The organism is Thalassolituus sp. ST750PaO-4 (assembly GCF_020320405.1).
GTDB lineage: Bacteria > Pseudomonadota > Gammaproteobacteria > Pseudomonadales > Oceanobacteraceae > Venatoribacter > Venatoribacter alkanivorans.
Map to the genome: position 1 here is coordinate 309,874 of NZ_JABVCB010000001.1, position 18,380 is coordinate 328,253.

16 protein-coding genes are annotated in these 18,380 nt (G+C 53.1%); 9 read left to right on the forward strand and 7 right to left on the reverse strand.

Annotated elements, in window-relative coordinates:
* Nucleotides 1-61 precede the first annotated feature (61 nt).
* Nucleotides 62-532, reverse strand: coding sequence for an SUF system Fe-S cluster assembly regulator (locus HUF18_RS01465; RefSeq protein ID WP_145470097.1), 471 nt, complete (start codon nt 530-532; stop codon nt 62-64).
* A gap of 324 nt (nt 533-856) precedes the next feature.
* Between HUF18_RS01465 and sufB the strand changes: the two genes are divergently transcribed.
* The 6 genes from sufB to sufT all read left to right on the forward strand — a co-directional run bounded on the left by sufB (nt 857) and on the right by sufT (nt 6,762).
* Nucleotides 857-2,299 (forward strand): Fe-S cluster assembly protein SufB, encoded by a 1,443-nt coding sequence (gene sufB / locus HUF18_RS01470; RefSeq protein ID WP_145470096.1) that lies wholly within the window; start codon nt 857-859, stop codon nt 2,297-2,299.
* An 85-nt stretch (nt 2,300-2,384) separates the two neighbouring features.
* Nucleotides 2,385-3,143 (forward strand): Fe-S cluster assembly ATPase SufC, encoded by a 759-nt coding sequence (gene sufC, locus HUF18_RS01475; protein ID WP_145470095.1) that lies wholly within the window; start codon nt 2,385-2,387, stop codon nt 3,141-3,143.
* Nucleotide 3,144: 1 nt separating this feature from the next.
* On the forward strand, nt 3,145-4,515 hold the full coding sequence (sufD, locus tag HUF18_RS01480; protein WP_225690881.1) for a Fe-S cluster assembly protein SufD: 1,371 nt from the start codon (nt 3,145-3,147) through the stop codon (nt 4,513-4,515).
* Nucleotides 4,512-5,744: an aminotransferase class V-fold PLP-dependent enzyme gene (locus HUF18_RS01485; RefSeq protein WP_225690882.1), complete on the forward strand. Its 1,233-nt coding sequence runs from the start codon at nt 4,512-4,514 to the stop codon at nt 5,742-5,744. The genes sufD and HUF18_RS01485 overlap by 4 nt, the downstream gene beginning before the upstream one ends.
* Nucleotides 5,745-5,757: 13 nt before the next feature.
* Nucleotides 5,758-6,144: a HesB/IscA family protein gene (locus tag HUF18_RS01490; protein WP_225690883.1), complete on the forward strand. Its 387-nt coding sequence runs from the start codon at nt 5,758-5,760 to the stop codon at nt 6,142-6,144.
* Between the two features lie 90 nt (nt 6,145-6,234).
* A complete protein-coding gene (gene sufT, locus HUF18_RS01495; protein ID WP_225690884.1) occupies nt 6,235-6,762 on the forward strand; it encodes a putative Fe-S cluster assembly protein SufT in 528 nt (175 codons plus the stop codon).
* Between the two features lie 46 nt (nt 6,763-6,808).
* On the opposite strand, the gene HUF18_RS01500 is transcribed toward sufT, so the two are convergent.
* The 4 genes from HUF18_RS01500 to HUF18_RS01515 all read right to left on the reverse strand — a co-directional run bounded on the left by HUF18_RS01500 (nt 6,809) and on the right by HUF18_RS01515 (nt 10,520).
* Nucleotides 6,809-7,126 carry a hypothetical protein gene (locus tag HUF18_RS01500; protein ID WP_225690885.1) on the reverse strand — a complete coding sequence of 106 codons (318 nt, stop codon included), beginning with the start codon at nt 7,124-7,126 and terminating at the stop codon, nt 6,809-6,811.
* 12 nt (nt 7,127-7,138) lie between these two features.
* Nucleotides 7,139-9,022 carry a TIGR03545 family protein gene (locus HUF18_RS01505; RefSeq protein WP_225690886.1) on the reverse strand — a complete coding sequence of 628 codons (1,884 nt, stop codon included), beginning with the start codon at nt 9,020-9,022 and terminating at the stop codon, nt 7,139-7,141.
* A gap of 4 nt (nt 9,023-9,026) precedes the next feature.
* A complete protein-coding gene (locus HUF18_RS01510; protein ID WP_145470089.1) occupies nt 9,027-9,533 on the reverse strand; it encodes a TIGR03546 family protein in 507 nt (168 codons plus the stop codon).
* A 132-nt stretch (nt 9,534-9,665) separates the two neighbouring features.
* Nucleotides 9,666-10,520 (reverse strand): DMT family transporter, encoded by an 855-nt coding sequence (locus HUF18_RS01515; protein ID WP_225690887.1) that lies wholly within the window; start codon nt 10,518-10,520, stop codon nt 9,666-9,668.
* A 596-nt stretch (nt 10,521-11,116) separates the two neighbouring features.
* Between HUF18_RS01515 and HUF18_RS01520 the strand changes: the two genes are divergently transcribed.
* The 3 genes from HUF18_RS01520 (at nt 11,117) to HUF18_RS01530 (ending at nt 16,128) form a co-directional block, all read left to right on the forward strand.
* On the forward strand, nt 11,117-12,262 hold the full coding sequence (locus HUF18_RS01520; RefSeq protein WP_225690888.1) for an efflux RND transporter periplasmic adaptor subunit: 1,146 nt from the start codon (nt 11,117-11,119) through the stop codon (nt 12,260-12,262).
* Nucleotides 12,263-12,277: 15 nt separating this feature from the next.
* Complete coding sequence (locus HUF18_RS01525) at nt 12,278-15,391, forward strand: efflux RND transporter permease subunit (protein ID WP_145470086.1); 3,114 nt, start codon at nt 12,278-12,280, stop codon at nt 15,389-15,391.
* 155 nt (nt 15,392-15,546) lie between these two features.
* Nucleotides 15,547-16,128, forward strand: coding sequence for a chalcone isomerase family protein (locus HUF18_RS01530; RefSeq protein WP_145470085.1), 582 nt, complete (start codon nt 15,547-15,549; stop codon nt 16,126-16,128).
* A 7-nt stretch (nt 16,129-16,135) separates the two neighbouring features.
* On the opposite strand, the gene HUF18_RS01535 is transcribed toward HUF18_RS01530, so the two are convergent.
* The gene (locus HUF18_RS01535) at nt 16,136-16,576 is read right to left on the reverse strand and encodes a DUF4124 domain-containing protein (RefSeq protein ID WP_225690889.1); all 441 of its coding nucleotides are present in this window, start codon (nt 16,574-16,576) and stop codon (nt 16,136-16,138) included.
* 22 nt (nt 16,577-16,598) lie between these two features.
* Nucleotides 16,599-18,311 (reverse strand): single-stranded-DNA-specific exonuclease RecJ, encoded by a 1,713-nt coding sequence (gene recJ, locus HUF18_RS01540; protein WP_225690890.1) that lies wholly within the window; start codon nt 18,309-18,311, stop codon nt 16,599-16,601.
* Between the last annotated feature and the right edge of the window lie 69 nt (nt 18,312-18,380).

Consider the following 18,380-nt stretch of genomic DNA (forward strand, 5'->3'; position numbering starts at 1 on the left):
AAGATTTCCGGCGATTCTAATAAGAAAAGATGACAGAAAATTGTCGGCAGCAAGACCTGTGTCAGGACAGATTCACCAACTCAATAAAGGAAGTCAGCGGTAAGGCATCGCGCACCAGCTGCTCCTGACGTTCCGGATTACGGATGTCCTGTAAAGTTACCCGTGCCAGTACCTGGGTAATCAGCTGATTAATACCGCCCCAGTTAGCCGATAACGAGCAACTGGCCGTGATATCGCACTGGTGATCATCAGCAGCACATTCGGTCAGGGCAACCGGCCCTTCAAAAGCCTGCACCACATCCAGCATACGGATCTGCCCCGGAGCCCTGGCCAGGCGGTAGCCGCCACGGGCACCACGCTGTGCAATCACCAGCCCACTGTCGACCAGGGCTTTCATCACTTTACGTACCGTGGGCAGCGCCAGCCCGGTCAGACCGGTAATGTCATCGGTCGACAGCTTAACCGCACCGGCCTGCGCCAGCTCATTTAATACCACCACACCGTAATCGGTAAGCTTGCCTATTTTCAGCATAAACCTGTCCTGCCTGATTCCTGAGTCAGAAGACCATCCAAACGAGAATATGTCGCGATTGGTCAGAATTCATCCGCTTTGCTAGAATGCGCACATCCATTAAAGCATACCAATACGGTATTGATTAATATACCCGACTAAATTACTCTGTTATTACCCTGATCTGCGTTAGAATACGCGCTAAAAGCGCACTACACATCAGGCATCCCCCGGGACGGAGCGGATGAACATCAGGGTAAACGCCAGACGCGGGTCCGGCGCACAGCGGTTTCACTGAGCGGAACTGCAGGCAGATCGGGCCGCATCCATATGAGAGAGTTCACTATGAGCAGCAACGCTGAAATCGAACGCCGCATTGGTAATGACTACCAGGCCGGCTTTGTTACCGACATCGAGTCAGACACCATTGCACCGGGCCTGAGCGAAGATGTGGTGCGTTTTATTTCCGCCAAAAAAGGTGAACCCGAGTGGATGACCGAATGGCGTTTAAAAGCCTTCCGTGCCTGGCAGGAAATGGCTGAGCCAACCTGGGCGCATGTGCACTACCCGGAAGTCGATTTCCAGGCGCTGTCTTATTATTCCGCGCCGAAAAGCATGGCTGACAAGCCGAAAAGCCTCGACGAAGTCGACCCTGAACTGCTGCGTACCTACGAAAAGCTCGGTATACCACTTCATGAGCAGATGGCACTGGCCGGCATCGCCGTCGACGCCGTATTCGACTCGGTATCCGTTGCCACCACCTTCCGCGCAAAACTGGCGGAAGCCGGTGTTATTTTTATGCCGATATCCGAAGCCGTGCATGAGCATCCGGAACTGGTTAAAAAATACCTCGGCACCGTGGTGCCACAGCGTGACAATTTTTACGCAGCGCTGAACTCAGCCGTATTTTCTGACGGCTCCTTCGTGTACATCCCTAAAGGTGTACGCTGCCCGATGGAGCTGTCCACTTACTTCCGTATTAATGAAGCCAAAACCGGTCAGTTTGAACGTACCTTAATTATTGCCGACGAAGGTTCCCACGTGAGCTACCTCGAAGGCTGTACCGCACCAATGCGCGATGAAAATCAGCTGCATGCAGCGGTGGTTGAACTGATCGCGCTGGACAACTCCGAAATTAAATACAGCACTGTGCAAAACTGGTATCCCGGCGATAAAGAAGGCAAAGGCGGTATTTACAACTTCGTAACCAAGCGTGCCGTTGCCCATACCAATGCCAAAGTGAGCTGGACTCAGGTAGAGACCGGTTCTGCCGTGACCTGGAAATACCCAAGCTGTGTATTAAAAGGCGATAACTCGGTCGGCGAATTTTATTCCGTGGCGTTAACCAATAATTACCAGCAGGCCGATACCGGCACCAAGATGATTCATCTGGGTAAAAACACCCGCTCGACCATTATTTCCAAAGGTATTTCTGCCGGTAAAAGTCAGAATGCCTACCGCGGTCTGGTGCGTATGAATCCGACCGCCGCCGGTGCGCGTAACTACACCCAGTGTGACTCGCTGTTAATCGGTGATCAGTGCGGCGCCCATACTTTCCCTTATATCGAAAGCAAACATCCTTCTGCGGTCGTGGAGCACGAAGCCACCACCTCAACCGTCAGCGACGACCAGTTATTCCTCTGCCGTCAGCGTGGTATTGATACCGAGAAAGCCGTTTCCATGATCGTTAACGGTTTCTGTAAAGAGGTATTCAAAGAGCTGCCGATGGAATTTGCGGTGGAAGCCGGCAAGTTACTGGAAGTGTCACTGGAAGGTTCTGTCGGCTGATTAAGGCCAGACTTAACCGCGACTAAAAAATTGAAATTTATCTGCCACTGCGCGGATGACAGACTGAAAAAAGGTACTGCTAACCATGATCAGCATTAAAAACCTGCACGCCAACGTTGAAGACAAAAACATTCTCAAAGGTCTGAACCTGGAGATTAAACCCGGTGAAGTGCACGCCATCATGGGTCCGAACGGTGCCGGTAAAAGTACTCTGGGCAACGTTCTGGCAGGTCGTGATGGTTATGAAGTGACCGACGGTAGCGTCACCCTGAACGGTAAAGATATTCTTGAGATGGAGCCGGAAGAACGTGCCCGTGAAGGTTTGTTTCTGGCGTTCCAGTACCCGGTGGAAATTCCCGGTGTCTCCAACCTCGAATTTTTAAAAGCCTCTGTTGATGCCGTGCGCGCTCATCAGGGCAAGCCTGCACTGGACTCCGTTCAGTTTTTAAAACTGGCGCGGGAAAAATGCAAAGCCGTTAACCTCGACCAGAGCTTCCTTAAGCGTGGTGTGAACGAAGGCTTCTCCGGCGGCGAGAAAAAACGTAATGAACTGATGCAGATGATGCTGCTCGAACCGTCCCTGTGCATTCTCGATGAAACCGACTCCGGTCTGGATATCGACGCCCTGCAGGTGGTGGCCGAAGGTGTTAACGCCATGCGCGATGCCAACCGCAGCTTTATTGTGGTGACCCACTATCAGCGTCTGCTCGACTACATCGTACCGGATTACGTTCACGTACTGGCCAACGGCCGTATCGTTAAATCCGGCGGTAAAGAGCTGGCACTGGAGCTGGAAGAAAAAGGCTACGGCTGGCTGGAAAGCGCAGACAACGGAGCGGCGTAACATGGCAGAACAGTTTCACGCACAACAGCTGGCGCTGGCCACAGAGCAGGCCCGCAACCCGCTGCTGGCTGCCCTGAATGCAGCCGGTCAACAGGCCTTTGCCGCAGCGTCTGTGCCCAACCGTAAAACCGAAGCCTGGAAATACACCTCGCTGCATAACCTGCTGACCGGTGATTTTCAGCGTACTGCCAGCCAGTCGGACTTAACCGCCGGGCTGCGTGAAGTGGCTACTCTGGGCAGTTTAAAAGCAGCACGACTGGTATTTATTAATGGCCAGTTAAGCAGCGAATTATCCGATGCCCTGGCGCTGCAACAGGTTACCCTGTTCAGCCAGGCAGATGCAGAGCAACAGGCATTAATCAGCCGGCATCTGGGCACTGTACTGGCACAGGCCAGCAGCAATAACAGCGGCAGCGCGCACTTATTTAATGACCTGAATAATGCCGCCCTGAACGATGGCGTACTGATTCTCGTCGGCAAAAACCAGCGCCTCGAACAGCCGCTGCAGATCAGCTGGCTGAGCAGCAATAATCCGCAGCCTTTCAGCATCACCAGCCGTCTGTTAATGGTACTGGAGAGCGGTGCCGAAGCAACGCTGGTTGAGCATTATGCTTCCGATGAACAGCCGCAAAACAGTTTTACCAACGCCCTGACCGAGCTGGTGATTGGCGATAACGCCCGCCTGCAGCATTACCGCCTGCAATTAATGCAGGAAGATGCCCTGCACATCGGCAGCACTCATGTTGATCTGGCACGTGACAGCCAGTACAGCGCTTTTCATCTGGGCCTGGGCACCCGCCTGACCCGTAACGATATTGTGGTTAATCACAATGTTGGTGGTTCGCACTGCGAACTGAACGGCGTGTATATTCCGCAGAACCAGCAATTGCTGGATTTCCACACCTGCATTGAACACAAAGTGCCGCACTGCACCAGCAATGAAGTATTCCGCGGCATTATGAATGATAAGGCCCGTGCCGTATTTAATGGCCGTATTCATATTCATCCGCAGGCGCAGAAAACACTGGCCGAGTTAAGCAATAAAAACCTGTTGCTGACCAACACCGCCGAGATTTACACCAAGCCGGAACTGGAAATCTACGCCGACGACGTAAAATGTGCCCATGGTGCCACCGTTGCTCAGCTGGAAGAAAAAGCCATGTTCTATATGCAGAGCCGCGGCATCAGCAAAAAAGAAGCTGAAGTCATGCTCAGCTTTGGTTTTATTAACGAATTACTGGAAGCGTTACCGCACGAAGACATCGCGCTGGTATTGCGTCCGTTACTGGCGCACCGTTTTGGCCGCGATCAGTCGTTAAGCCGTCATCTGCTGGAAAATGAAACCGCCGGTCTCAGCGGAGAAAGCGCATGAGTACAATCAGCCCGGAACAATTAAACAGTATCCGCGAACAGTTCCCTGCCCTGCATCAGGAAGTGAACTGCAAGCCACTGATTTATCTGGATAACGGTGCCACCACGCAAAAACCGAAAGCGGTTATCAATGCGCTGAGCCGTTATTACGAGCACGATAACTCCAATGTTCACCGTGGTGCTCATACCCTGAGCGACCGCGCAACTGAATATTTTGAAAATGCGCGTAAAACCGTACAGCGCTTTTTAAATGCGGCCAAAGCGGAAGAAATTGTCTGGACCCGCGGCACCACCGAAGCCATTAATCTGGTAGCCGCCACCTGGGGCAGAAGCAATATTAAAGCCGGCGACCGTATTCTGGTCTCTGGTATGGAACACCACTCCAATATCGTGCCCTGGCAGATGCTGTGCGAACAAAGTGGCGCCGAATTACTGCCGATTCCGGTACTGGAAAACGGCGAGCTGGATATGGCCGCCTTTAAAACCCTGCTGACTCCCGAAGTAAAACTGGTTTCGGTTGTACACGTATCCAATGCCCTCGGAACCATTAATCCGGTAGCCGATATTATTGCTCTGGCCCATGCCAACGGCAGTAAAGTGCTGATCGATGGTGCGCAGGCCGTTGCTCACTGGGATATCGACGTGCAGGCGCTTGACGCCGATTTTTACGCCTTCTCCGGCCATAAACTCTTTGGCCCAACCGGCATCGGCGTACTCTATGGCAAAGAAACTCTGCTCAATGCCATGCCACCTTATCAGGGCGGTGGTGAAATGATTGAGCACGTCAGCTTCAGCAAAACCACCTATAACGTTCTGCCGTATAAATTCGAAGCCGGTACGCCAAATATTGCCGGCGCCATTGGTATGGCAGCCGCCATTGATTATTTAAATACCCTCGACCGCAAAGCTCTGGCAGCCCATGAAGATGCGCTGCTGGCGCGCGCCAACGAGCTGGCCGCAGAAATGGGTGGCATCCGCATTATCGGTAATGCCGCCAACAAGGCCTCGGTATTCAGCTTTATTCTTGAAGGTGCGCACCCGGCCGACGTCGGCACCCTGCTCGACCAGCAGGGTATTGCGGTACGCACCGGCCATCACTGCGCCATGCCGGTGATGGAGCAATTTAAAGTTCCCGGCACCGTGCGGGCGTCTTTCTCCTTCTACAATACGCTGGAAGAAGTGGACGCACTGTTTAAAGGCCTGGAAAAAGCCAAACTGTTTTTACTCTGAGGATGGAAGGACAATGAGCACCGAAACCTTTGATCCAAAAGCACAACCGGCCACCTACGACCCAAATGCGGTTGCCAGCGCCAGTATGACGGAAGCGGCTATCAGCCATATCCGCAAACAGCTGGCGAAAAATCCGGCGATGAAAGGTATTCGTCTGGGTGTGAAAAAAAGCGGTTGTTCCGGCTTTAAATATGATATCGAATTTGTCGAACAGGCTCATGACGGCGATCAGACCATTCGGGTGGCCGACGATATACTGCTGTTTATTGCCGCCGATGCTGCACCTTATGTGCGCGGCACTGAAATTGATTTCAGCAAAGAAGGGTTGAACAGCACCATTAAGTTCAACAATCCGAATGCCAAAGATCTCTGCGGCTGCGGTGAATCATTTTCGGTTTAACCGAAGCTGCTGAGGTTTGTTGAAAAACGTCACGGCAGTAGCAACATTCATGAAGCGTCACAAGCGCAGTAGCTTCATACAGGAGTCAACGTGGAAAGAAGAATGGTCGTGGCACATGCCACCTGCCCCGCCCGTATGGTGCCATCCGGTACGCCAACCACCATTCCGGCCGGCAGCTTTGTCACCATCAATCAGGCTCTGGGTGGCAATTACACCGTGACACTGAACGGCAATATGCTGCGCGTTGACGGTACCGATGCCGCGGCTCTGGGTCTTGAAGCCGAAGAAATTGAATTTGAACAGCGCAGCGACGGTCTGGTGCATGAAGATCAGATCCGTCAGGCGCTGCGCACCATTTATGATCCGGAAATTCCGATCAACCTGCTCGATCTGGGTTTGATTTACGGTATCGATATCGACAATAAAGCGGTAAAAATCCGTATGACCTTAACCGCGCCAACCTGCGGTATGGGCCCGGTACTGATCTCCGATGTTAAATACCGTGTGGCCAAGGTACCGAATGTGGAACGCGTTGAAGTTGAACTGGTGTTCGACCCGCCGTGGAGCCGCGACATGATGACCGAAGAAGCCCAGTTAGAAGCGGGTTTATTCTTCTGATAAAAAAACGGGGCATCAGCCCCGTTTTTTTATTTCCGCTTTAGCCTCAGGCTTCCGGCTCTTTGGTTCCCGCCGGGTTCAGATCCAGCAGCATGTGTCCATAAATGGACTGGCTCTGCAGATCCACCACAATCACCATCGCTACTCCCTGATACTGGCTGTTGATCAGCACGTGTTCGTACTTATCTTCCATACGGTACACATGGGTAACGTTACCGGCCCGGCAATCTGCAAAGGCAAAATCTTCGGGTGGAATCGCGGCAACGTATTCCCAGAAATCAACCACTGGCTCACCGGCCTCAACCCGCTGTGGGTTGATACGGGTTTCATGAAATTCCAGCGGGTTCAGCTTACGGGTCTGCATCGTTATCTCTCGTTAAAACAGGTTCTTCAGTTTGTCTTTAGCTTTTTCTGCAGCTTCTTTTTTCTTGCGCTCAGCTTCCGCTTTAGCGGCTGATTTTTCCGCATCCAGCTTGGCTTTAACTTCAGCTTTTTCCCGCTCTGATTTTTCGCGGGCTTCACGCTCTTTCTGCGCCTGATAATCTTCAAGGTTCTGACCAGCCAGCTCTGACACCTTGTTCAGGCGCTGATCCAGCGTGCCATCCAGCTGGTTAAACTCACCCAGTTTTCCGCCGTAGTCACCGATATAACTCTGCAGTTTCTGCTCCAGTCTGGCCTGCAGCTTCGCTTCAAGCTCCGCCTGTTTATCTTTGAGGCGGGCACCAAAAGCGGCATTTAATTGCTTATCCAGATCTGAACCTAAACTGAAATCCGGCGAGGTGATTTTACCACTGGCTTTGGCATTCACATCAAACTGCTGCACTTTCGCCAGTGCCAGTCCCAGTTCTTTGGCAAAGGTTGTTTTACCCTTACTGCTGAATTGAGTACGGCCAAACTGTGCATCACTCTGGGCATTCAGTTTACCCTGACTGACAACGGCCAGACCCTGTAACTGTACCAGTGACGAAGCCAGTTTGGCGCCGGCAACGCCCAGATTCATATCATGCAGTTGCCAGTCTTTAATATTCAGCGTCAGTGTATCGGTACCCGGCGTTTTACGGTGGTCGAGTACAATATCCACGCTCATATCTTCAACCTGCTTTAAGCCTGAGCCATTGATCAGAACCCGCGTCGGACGACCTAACACCCGCGGCTCACTGGTAATATCCTGCGCACTGATCAGCAGATTTCCGGAAGCTGTGCTTGCTGTCAGCTGTGCATTACGCAGTAAAAAGCCCGGCCATGGATTATCCGACGGAAAATGCACAAAGCGGCCATCCCGCGGAGCTTCTGGGCTTTCTTCCTCTGCCGCACTGTCTGCTTCATCTTTAGCCAGATACGGCTTTACTTTTTCATACCAGTACAGGGCTTTTTCCGCCCATTCACCAGCCTGCTCGCCGAAGAGTAAGGCACTCATATTGGCAGCACCACCGGCACTGAGCTGATATTTTCCACGAATACTGTCGAGGTCTTCACCCGGAGCTGCTTTTAATGCTTTGAGTTTGTCACTGATATCGCTACGGGCCTCAGCCACTGCTTTTTTGGCCGTTGCAATTGCGGCTTTGTCATTTTTGAAACGGGCTTTCAGTTCATCCAGTTTTTTCTTACGCGCTTTAAAATCATCCAATGATTTAAAGCTGCCGGAGGTCAGCGCTTTGATTTCCTGCTCGTACTGACTCAGGGCTTTATCATCGGGGACATTGCTCAGTGCATTATCGACAGCATTTTTATTGCTGGAGTAACTTTGCTGGAATTCGGTACCGGCCTGCTCGGTGCGCAGGGATTCTCGCGCCAGTATTTCTTCGGCACTGGGGAGGTCCACACTGCTGAAAGACGAAGCCGCCTCTTCTTTGGCTGCAACCTGCTCTGCTTCGTCTTCTTTAACCGCCTTTTTCTCCAGTGCACCGGAAGTCGTACGTGCAGTACCGAACTGCAGATTATCCACGGCCAGATCACTGATAATGGCTTTACCAAGAAACAGTGGCGCCAGTTCCAGTTCTGCGGTCGCTTTATCCAGCTGCAGCACATTGGTCATTGGCTTACGGCTGTCAGCAACCGTCAGATCATGAATAACAAAGCCCAGCGGGCTTAAACTGAGCGACACACTGTCCACTTCCACTTTGGCATCGGCGGCATCAGAGCCAAACGATTCAATGCCTTTTTCGATTAACGGGCCGGCAAGAAACCAGAACAGGGCAACCAGAACCAGGGAAATAACGATAAATGCGGCCAGGCCTGACCAGCGAATCCATTGCTTCATAGCCTTACTCCGCGATTGACTTATACAGGTTGTAGAATTTCGAGGCTTTTAATACCTGAGCAATTTTCAGTTTATTAAACCAGGCCAGTAAGCGATGACGGTACAGATTGATCAGTACTTTGCTGAGCACAAAAACCGGAACCGCGGCCAGCAAGCTGATGACCAACCCACCCAGTACCAGAGAATGATTAAACGCGGTCATACGCCAGAAATCGCTCTGATACATATCGCGCCAGGTGTCCACTAACGCCGGATTTGCCAGCAGACTTTCGCCCAGACGTGCTGCATAAGGATCGATAAACCAGGCCAGTGCAGAGAAGGCTGCGACCGCAAGGAAAAATGCACTCAGATTGATGCGCAGAATAAATGCCAGCAACATAATGAGGGCATTGTGCGGTGTAAACATGGGGGTCAGTGCGACGATCAGGGCTAATGAAAAGGCCAGCGCAATCTGGCCCGGTGCTGATTCAGAATTCAGCGCTTTCAGCAGTTTTGCCAACATACTCAACATAATGCATTCCCGGCATCCTATTTAATGCCGCACACTATAGCATGTGACCTGTGACGAAACAGTGGACGTCACGGGTCAGATAAAATGAGCCAGGGCCTGTTAACACTAATTAAACAGGCCCTAGGAATGCACTCAGCCGGCACGGAAACGCAGTGCGATAAATACGCCGCCAATAATCAGTGCCATCGCCAGAATACTGAGCAGATCCGGCAATTCAGCCAGAATCAGACTGCCCATTAATGTTGCCAGAACCGGAACCAGCAACTGCAACTGTGCGGCCCGCTGTAACCCCAGCGCCGGCAACAGGCGATACCAGCCCCAGTAACCTAAACCCGATGCCAGAACGCCCGAAGTCAGTGCCAGCAGAATTCCCTGCCACGGCAGCGCATTTTGCAGTCCGCTTGTTACCGGATCAGCAAACCAGAATAGCCAGACCATCAGCAACGGCAGCAATAACAGGGAAGCGCTGACAAAAGCCCCCTGCACATCGCGCAGCGGTTGTGACGAGCCCTGCCCCAGCACCACAAACGCCGCCCAGCCCAGACCGGATAACAGCATTAATAAGGAAGGCCCCGGATCCGGCAGCTCATTGCCCGGCAGCAACAACATAACCAGCCCGACAAAAGAAAGCATAACCCCCGCCAGCGCCATACCCTGCAAACGCTGACCCCGCAGGTGGGCTACCAGTAATAAGCTGAGCTGCACGGTGGCAAATAAAATAAAGGCACCAACTCCGGTATCCAGTGCCAGATAGGCGTAAGCAAAAGCCAGGGCGTAGGTCAGCAGCGCAGCACCGGTATAAGCATCACGCCACTGCAGAGCCGGACGGCCGCCAAATGTCAGTAATAACGTCAGCGTCAGCGCCCCACTGCCAAGGCGCAGCGCACTGAACAACAGAGGATCCAGCTCATAAACCGAGAGCGCCCAGCGGCACAGCAGGGAGTTGGCGGCAAAAGCCAGCAGGACAAAAGTAATCAGTAACGGCACAGGCCCTCCGCGGGTGACAGATTAAGCCGATGAATGGGAATCATATTTTTTTGTCTTCTTTATCAATTAACATTTGTACTGCTCAGCAAGATCGTTGAATATTTGCAACTGTTGCACAAAAGACAGTAATTCGCCGCATCAGTCTCTTCTGTTTTCCCGATGACGATCACCCTGCCACCGATTGTCCTCATTGGAGCAAAAGAGCAAATTCTGCTTGCACCTGCCAGCGGTATTGTGAGCAATTTGGTTCACTATCAGCTCAAAGAGAACCTGTCTGACCAGCAAAACTGGCCCGCCAGATAAATCAGGTTCATAGTAAAAGCCACGCTCCGGGCCACTCAGGATGAAGCCTGGAGCGAATCAGAGCGGCGGGCAATGAGTAGTAAATCAGTAAAACAACGGATTGTGATTATTCCATACAAGTAAACAATCCATTCCGTATGGCTCACCTAGTCACCGCCGGGGTGAGCCGTTATAAATCTGCCATCAGATTAACAGCAGTATTCTGTGGGCCTGTTGGGAAATATCCCGGCCTATTCCACCACACCAGATCAACAAGACTGCTCAACGACGCACCGTCACTTTACGAGGACATTATGGGAAAATTTGAACCACGTATCCGCTACAGGCTCCTTCTCGCAGCAGCCAGCGCAGCATTGCTGACTCTGGCCGGATGCAGTGAGCAGCAAGCGGCTGCACCACAAGCCATGCAGATGCCACCACCAGCGGTCGATGTCGTCACCTTACAGAGCCAGCCTCTGGAGCTGAAAGACACACTGGCCGGACGTGTATCGGCATTCCGTACTGCGGAAATCCGCCCTCAGGTTAACGGCATTATTCTCAAGCGCTTTTTTGAAGAAGGCGCGACGGTAAAAGCCGGAGACAAACTGTATCAGATTGACCCGACGCTTTATCAGGCTGCTCTGGCCAGTGCAGAAGCTCAGCTGACCGTGGCTGAAGCCAACGCTTACGCTGCCAGCCTGAAAGCCAAGCGCTACAAAGAGCTGTCGAAAAAATCGGCGATCAGTGCCCAGGAAGTTGATGACTCAGAAGCCGCTGCCAAACAGGCTGATGCTCAGGTAAAAGCAGCCCAGGCCGCAGTGCGCAGTGCCAGAATCAATCTGGGATATACCGAGATTACTGCGCCGATTCCCGGTGTTATCAGCCGTTCAACCATTACTGAGGGTGCGCTGGTTTCTGCTCAGCAGGCAACCGCTCTGACCACCATCCGCCAGCTGTCACCTGTGTATGTTGATATTCAGCGTCCGGCCGCGTCTCTGGTGAAGATGAAAAATCCATCACTGTCGCGCGTTGTTACTGTTGAGCTGGATGACGGCACCCCTTACAGCGAATCCGGTGAGCTGCAGTTTGCCGATGTCAGCGTTGATCCGGGTACCGGCACCGTTAACGTCCGTGCTCAGTTTGATAATAAAGAAGCACTGTTGCTGCCTGGCATGTTTGTCCGCGCCAACGTACCAAGCCAGCGTATTGAAAACGCCATTCTGGTACCGCAAATCGCCATCATCCGTCAGGCCAACGCAGTTACCACTGCCATGGTTGTTAATGAAAGCAATACCGTCGAAATGCGGGTTGTTGAAGTCAGCCGCGCAATTGATGACCAGTGGCTGGTTAAAAGCGGCCTGCACAACGGTGATCGCGTGATTGTCAGCGGACTGCAAAAGGTAAAACCGGGCATCGTTGTGGCCCCGGAAGAAGCCAAGACGACCAGCGCCAAGCCTTAAGGAGAATCCTGAAACATGGCTAAGTATTTTATCGACAGGCCGATTTTTGCCTGGGTGATCGCCATCATCATTATGCTTGCGGGCGTGATGTCGGTGATCACGCTGCCGGTGCAGCAGTATCCGACCATCGCCCCGCCATCTGTGCGTATCAGTGCGGTGTATCCGGGTGCCTCGGCACAAACACTGGAAGACAGTGTGACTCAGGTTATCGAACAGAACATGACGGGTCTGGATAACCTGCTGTACATGTCCTCTCAAAGCAGCAGTGCCGGTAGTGCCACTGTGACTCTGACCTTTGCCGCCGGTACCGATCCGGATATCGCGCAGGTACAGGTACAGAATAAACTGGCGCTGGCCGAAGCCCTGCTGCCACAGGAAGTTCAGCAACAAGGCGTCAGCGTTACCAAGGCTTCCACATCGTTCCTGATGGTGGTCGGTCTGGTTTCAGAAAACGCCGGTATGAGCCGTGCTGACCTGGCCGACTTTGCCTACAGCCAGCTGAAAGATCCGCTGTCCCGTACCTCTGGTGTCGGTGAGATCCGTGTCTTTGGTTCGCAGTACGCCATGCGCTTATGGCTGCAACCGGAAAAACTGAACGCCTATGGTCTGACGCCGCTGGAAGTTAAAGCGGCCGTCGGTGAACAGAACACGCAGTTTGCTGCCGGCCAGCTGGGTGGCCTGCCTTCGGTGCAGAACCAGCAGCTGAACGCGACCATCATTGCTCAGACCCGTCTGGAAGCGGTGGATCAGTTTGAAAATATTCTGCTGAAAGTGAACACCGATGGTTCTCAGGTACGCCTGAAAGACGTTGCCCGTGTTGAACTGGGTGCAGAAGACTACTCAGTATCCAGCTTTTATAACGGCAACCCCGCAGCCGGTATCGCTATTCAGCTGGCTTCCGGTGCGAACGCTCTGGACACCGCCAAGGCCGTACGCGAGCGCATCAGCGAGCTGTCAGCCTTCTTCCCGGAAGGGGTTAAAGCGGTGTACCCGTACGACACCACGCCGTTTGTACAGATTTCTATCGAAGAAGTGGTTCAGACCCTGATCGAAGCCGTTGTACTGGTATTCCTGGTGATGTACCTGTTCCTTGGTAATTTCCGCGCAACCCTGATTCCAACCATTGCCGTTCCGGTGGTTCTGCTGGGTACTTTTGGGGTTATGGCCGCCTTTGGTTACAGCATCAACACGCTGACCATGTTCGGTATGGTTCTGGCCATTGGTCTGCTGGTGGATGACGCCATTGTTGTGGTGGAAAACGTTGAGCGGGTAATGGATGAAGACGGCCTGCCGCCAAAAGAAGCCACACGAAAATCCATGGGACAGATCACCGCCGCACTGGTCGGTATTGCTCTGGTTCTGTCAGCGGTATTTGTACCTATGGCCTTTATGAGTGGTTCTACCGGCGCGATTTACCGTCAGTTCTCACTCACCATCGTATCGGCTATGTTGCTGTCGGTGATGGTCGCCCTGATTCTGACCCCGGCGCTCTGTGCCACACTGCTGAAACCTGCTCACAAAGGTGAACTGGAACATCAGAAAGGTTTCTTCGGCTGGTTTAACCGTACCTTTGCCAAAGCGACCGATAAATACATGGGCGGCGTCAGCGCTACCCTGAGCCGTCCGGTTCGTCTGGTGGTTATTTACATCATCATGCTGTTAATCATGGCGTTCCTGTATGTACGTCTGCCAACCTCCTTCCTGCCGGAAGAAGATCAGGGCGTACTGATCAACCTGGTGCAGCTGCCACAGGGTGCAACTCTGGAACGTACCAACAAGGTCATGAAAAAGCTGGAAAACCACTTCCTCAGTGAAGAAAGCGTTGAATCTATTTTCACCGTTGCCGGTTTCAGCTTTGCCGGTCAGGGTCAGAACATGGGTCTGGCATTCGTTAAACTGAAAGACTGGGATGAACGTAAAGACCCGTCACAATCCGCTAATGCGATTATTGGCCGTGCCTGGGGCGCTGTCAGTCAGTTTAAAGATGCAACCGTCTATCCGATTAACCTGCCACCGATTCCCGAACTGGGCGTTGCTTCAGGCTTTGATGTAATGCTGCAGGATCGCAATAACCTGGGTCATGACAAGCTGGTCGGCATCCGTAATCAGCTGCTGGGCATGGCGGCACAGGACTCTCGTCTTGCCGGTGTGCGTCCGAACGGCATGCAGGATGTACCGATCTTCCGTATCGATATCGACTACGAAAAAGTGAAGTCTCTGGGTCTGAATATCAGCGACGTTAACTCTACGCTGAGCACCGCCTGGGGTGGCTCATACGTGAACGACTTCCTTGATCGCGGCCGGGTAAAACGCGTCTACCTGCAGGCTGATGCACCGTACCGCATGCTGCCGGAAGATCTGGAGCAATGGTATGTGCGTAACCGCGACGGTGAAATGGTGCCTTTCAGTGCCTTTATCACCACTCGCTGGGACTTTGGCTCTCCGCGTCTGGAACGCTATAACGGTGTTCCTGCGCTGAATATTCAGGGCCAGGCGGCACCGGGACTGAGTACCGGTGATGCAATGCAGGCGATCGAAGAGATTGTGGCCAAGCTTCCGCCTGGTGTCGGCATTGAGTGGACAGGTATGTCCTATCAGGAACGTGTGGCTGGCTCACAGGCTCCGCTGCTGTATGCCATCTCGCTGCTGGTGGTATTCCTTTGTCTGGCGGCATTGTATGAGAGCTGGTCGGTACCCTTCTCCGTCATTCTGGTGGTACCACTGGGGATTCTGGGTGCACTGATTGCGGCCAACAGCCGTGAACTGGCGAATGACGTTTACTTCCAGGTAGGCCTGCTGACAACCATTGGTTTGTCAGCCAAGAACGCCATCCTGATTGTAGAATTCGCCAAATCGCTGGTTGATCAGGGTAAAGGTATTGTGGAAGCGACTCTGGAAGCAGCCCGTATGCGTTTGCGCCCGATTCTGATGACCTCCATGGCCTTCATTCTCGGTGTACTGCCGCTGGCCATCAGCACCGGCGCTGGCGCCATGAGCCGTCAGGCCATTGGTACCGGTGTGATTGGTGGTATGTTGGCAGCAACCTTCCTGGCCATTTTCTTTGTGCCACTGTTCTATGTGCTGGTGATGAAACTCACCCACAAACTGCGCGGCCAGAACGCACAGTAAGAACCAGCGCCCGGCATCGCCGGGCGCTTTTTTCTCCCCTCATTATTGATACCTGACAGGTCATAAAGAGACAGCTGCATCTTTCGCTTGCACTTTTTGTCCTCATCGCACTACCCTCTGCACCAATACGATAAATAACAATAAGAAGGTTCCCTATGTTACGCACTCTGATGATGACACTGCTGTTGACGGCGACGGGCCCGTTATGGGCAATCACCGTAGAGAATGTTGATGTTCCTGACGTTGTTCCGGCAACTGCCGACTCGCCGGAAATGACACTGCGTGGCGCTTCTGTACGCCGGGTATATGGCTTTGTTGAAGTCTATGTTGGTGCTTTATATCTGAAGAACAGCGCCCTCGAAGATAAAGAAATTATCCGGGTCGATGATCCACGCCGCATGGTGTTCTACGTTACCTCCGAGCGTGTCAGTGCACGACGCTTCACCAACGCGATTCAGGAAGGTCTGGCCATTAATATCACCACCGGTGAAATGGCAGCCATGAGCGAACGTGTAAACCAGCTAGTCAGCCTGTTTGATCACAAGTTTGTTGAAGGTACTGTGGGTTATATCGAGTGGGTTCCGGACCTGCAGGAATCCCGCATCGTCATTGACGATACCGTGCGCGGCAGCGTTCCGGGTAAAGACCTGAATGATGCTTTACTGAAAATCTGGATCGGCGATCATCCGGTCAGTGAACGTTTTAAAGAAGAAGTGCTGGGTCACCGTGACAGCTGAGTAAACCCTAACGGCAGTATTTTTTTATCCTGTCGTTCAGAGCATCACGTCGTTGACGCTTTTTCTGCATTGCTTCAAGGCTGGTTGAACCATAAGGTTTGGCACTGAACAGGCGCAGATCGTAGCGTGCTTTTTCACATTTAGCCGCACGTTGCTGCGCCTGCTTCTGTTCTTTTTCCTGTGCCAGACGCTGAGCTTTGCGTCTGGCTTTATCCGCCTTTTCTTCTGCCCGGTAATCCCGCCCTTCTGTCAGCGAACGTCCCTCCCGCCTGGCCTCATCCGGTTCATACCGATTCAGCGGTTCAAGCTCTACGGTTTCGGCATGTTGCTGTGATGGCGGACGGTCAGAAAACTGCACCTGCCCCTGCTCATCCACCCAGCGATAAATATCAGCCTGTGCAGACAGACTGTTTAACAGCAATAAAGCGATCAGATAGTGAAAACTCATCCTTGAGTCCTCCGTCAGAAAATTACATCTGCGCCACCAGATTACGCACCAGCAGCTGCACGCTCTGGCGTCCGCGGAATTCATTAACATCCAGCTGAAACACGCAATGCGCCCACTCCGCCTGTGGTTGCGGCCAGACTTTGGGGTCGATATTAAACCAGATGGCATCCAGCGCCAGGTCCGAGCCTTTGGGCTGCAACACCAGCTTCAGATGACGTTCGCCAACGATACGCTGCTGCACTAAACGGAAATCGCCACTGAACAACGGCTCAGGAAATGCCTGCCCCCAGGGCCCGCCCCAGCGCAGCAGCTGCGCCAGCTCAAGGCTGAATTCCGCCGGACTCAGCTCACCATCGGTTTCAATCCGCTGCTGTAACTGCGCCTCACTCAGATGACGACAACAGACCTCATCAAATAAGCGCGAGAACTCTGCCAGCCCTTCAGCATGCAGAGTCAGCCCTGCCGCCATCGCATGACCACCAAATTTTTTCATCAGATGTGGCGCGCGTTTATCAACCTCATCCAGTGCATCACGCATATGCAAACCGGGGATAGAACGCGCCGAGCCTTTCAGCATGCCCTGTTCATCCGCTGCCAGGGCAATGACCGGGCGATGTACTTTTTCTTTGATGCGCGACGCCAGAATACCAATCACACCCTGATGCCAGTCCGGCTGAAACAGACACAATCCGGTAGGCAGATTGTCGTCCGCCTCAAAACGGCTTAAATACTGCAACGCTTCCGCCTGCATACCCTGCTCGATTTCACGCCGGTCACGGTTCATCTCATCCAGCGTCTGTGCCAGCTGCGACGCCCGTCCGGCATCATCACTCAACAGGCATTCAATCCCCAGCGACATATCGTCCAGCCGGCCGGCGGCATTCAGACGCGGGCCAATAGCAAAGCCAAAGTCGGCAGCAATAATGCGCGACGGCTCACGCCCGGCAACCTGCAACAGCGCCAGAATGCCTGCACTGGCATGCCCGGCACGGATACGACGTAAGCCCTGTTCCACCAGAATGCGGTTGTTGTAATCGAGCGGGACAACGTCGGCGACGGTTGCCAGTGCCACCAGATCCAGCAGCTGCGCCATATTCGGCGCCGGCTGTGGCAATTGCCCCAGCTCAGCCAGACGCGCGCGCAGCGCCAGCATCAGATAAAACACCACCGTACAGCCACAGGCCGCTTTACTGGGAAACTCACAGCCCGGCTGATTTGGATTAACAATGGCCGCCGCCTCCGGCAAGGTTGCTCCCGCCAGATGGTGATCCGTCACCAACACCGGAACTCCGGCCGCCTGTGCAACCTGAATTCCCTCATGGGAGGCAATACCATTATCCACCGTCATGATCAGATCCGGTTTCATCGACAATGCCACCTGCACCAGTTCCGGTGACAGGCCATAGCCAAAATCGAAGCGGTTAGGCACCAGATAATCCAGATGGCGCGCTCCCAGCAAGCGCAAAGCACGAATCGCCAACGCCGTGCTGCTGGCACCATCGACATCAAAGTCTCCGACCACCAGCAAACGCTTCTGCTGCCTCACTACCGGCAATAACAGCTCCACCGCAGCGGTGATGCCTTTCAGTAAAAAAAATGGCAGCAGCCCCTGCAGGCTGAGCTCAAGCTGTGAAGCTTCGGCTATACCACGGGCAGAATAAACGCGCTGCAAAACAGGGTGCACTCCGGGTAACTGCAACCCGACAGAGAAAGGACGCTGACTGATCTGAACCATGAATTATCGTCTGAGAAAAGAGGTGAACCTGCGTGCATAAGCACGGATACCGAACTGAGACCGGCAGTT

Bases quoted from the DNA above. Each gene is read 5' to 3' on its own strand.
- HUF18_RS01525 (WP_145470086.1), top strand. From the start codon at position 12,278: ATGGCTAAGTATTTTATCGACAGGCCGATTTTTGCCTGGGTGATCGCC.
- HUF18_RS01510 (WP_145470089.1), bottom strand. From the start codon at position 9,533: ATGTTGAGTATGTTGGCAAAACTGCTGAAAGCGCTGAATTCTGAATCA.
- HUF18_RS01465 (WP_145470097.1), bottom strand. From the start codon at position 532: ATGCTGAAAATAGGCAAGCTTACCGATTACGGTGTGGTGGTATTAAAT.
- sufD (WP_225690881.1), top strand. From the start codon at position 3,145: ATGGCAGAACAGTTTCACGCACAACAGCTGGCGCTGGCCACAGAGCAG.
- HUF18_RS01520 (WP_225690888.1), top strand. From the start codon at position 11,117: ATGGGAAAATTTGAACCACGTATCCGCTACAGGCTCCTTCTCGCAGCA.
- HUF18_RS01535 (WP_225690889.1), bottom strand. From the start codon at position 16,576: ATGAGTTTTCACTATCTGATCGCTTTATTGCTGTTAAACAGTCTGTCT.
- HUF18_RS01485 (WP_225690882.1), top strand. From the start codon at position 4,512: ATGAGTACAATCAGCCCGGAACAATTAAACAGTATCCGCGAACAGTTC.
- recJ (WP_225690890.1), bottom strand. From the start codon at position 18,311: ATGGTTCAGATCAGTCAGCGTCCTTTCTCTGTCGGGTTGCAGTTACCC.
- HUF18_RS01490 (WP_225690883.1), top strand. From the start codon at position 5,758: ATGAGCACCGAAACCTTTGATCCAAAAGCACAACCGGCCACCTACGAC.
- HUF18_RS01505 (WP_225690886.1), bottom strand. From the start codon at position 9,022: ATGAAGCAATGGATTCGCTGGTCAGGCCTGGCCGCATTTATCGTTATT.
- HUF18_RS01500 (WP_225690885.1), bottom strand. From the start codon at position 7,126: ATGCAGACCCGTAAGCTGAACCCGCTGGAATTTCATGAAACCCGTATC.
- sufC (WP_145470095.1), top strand. From the start codon at position 2,385: ATGATCAGCATTAAAAACCTGCACGCCAACGTTGAAGACAAAAACATT.
- sufB (WP_145470096.1), top strand. From the start codon at position 857: ATGAGCAGCAACGCTGAAATCGAACGCCGCATTGGTAATGACTACCAG.
- HUF18_RS01530 (WP_145470085.1), top strand. From the start codon at position 15,547: ATGTTACGCACTCTGATGATGACACTGCTGTTGACGGCGACGGGCCCG.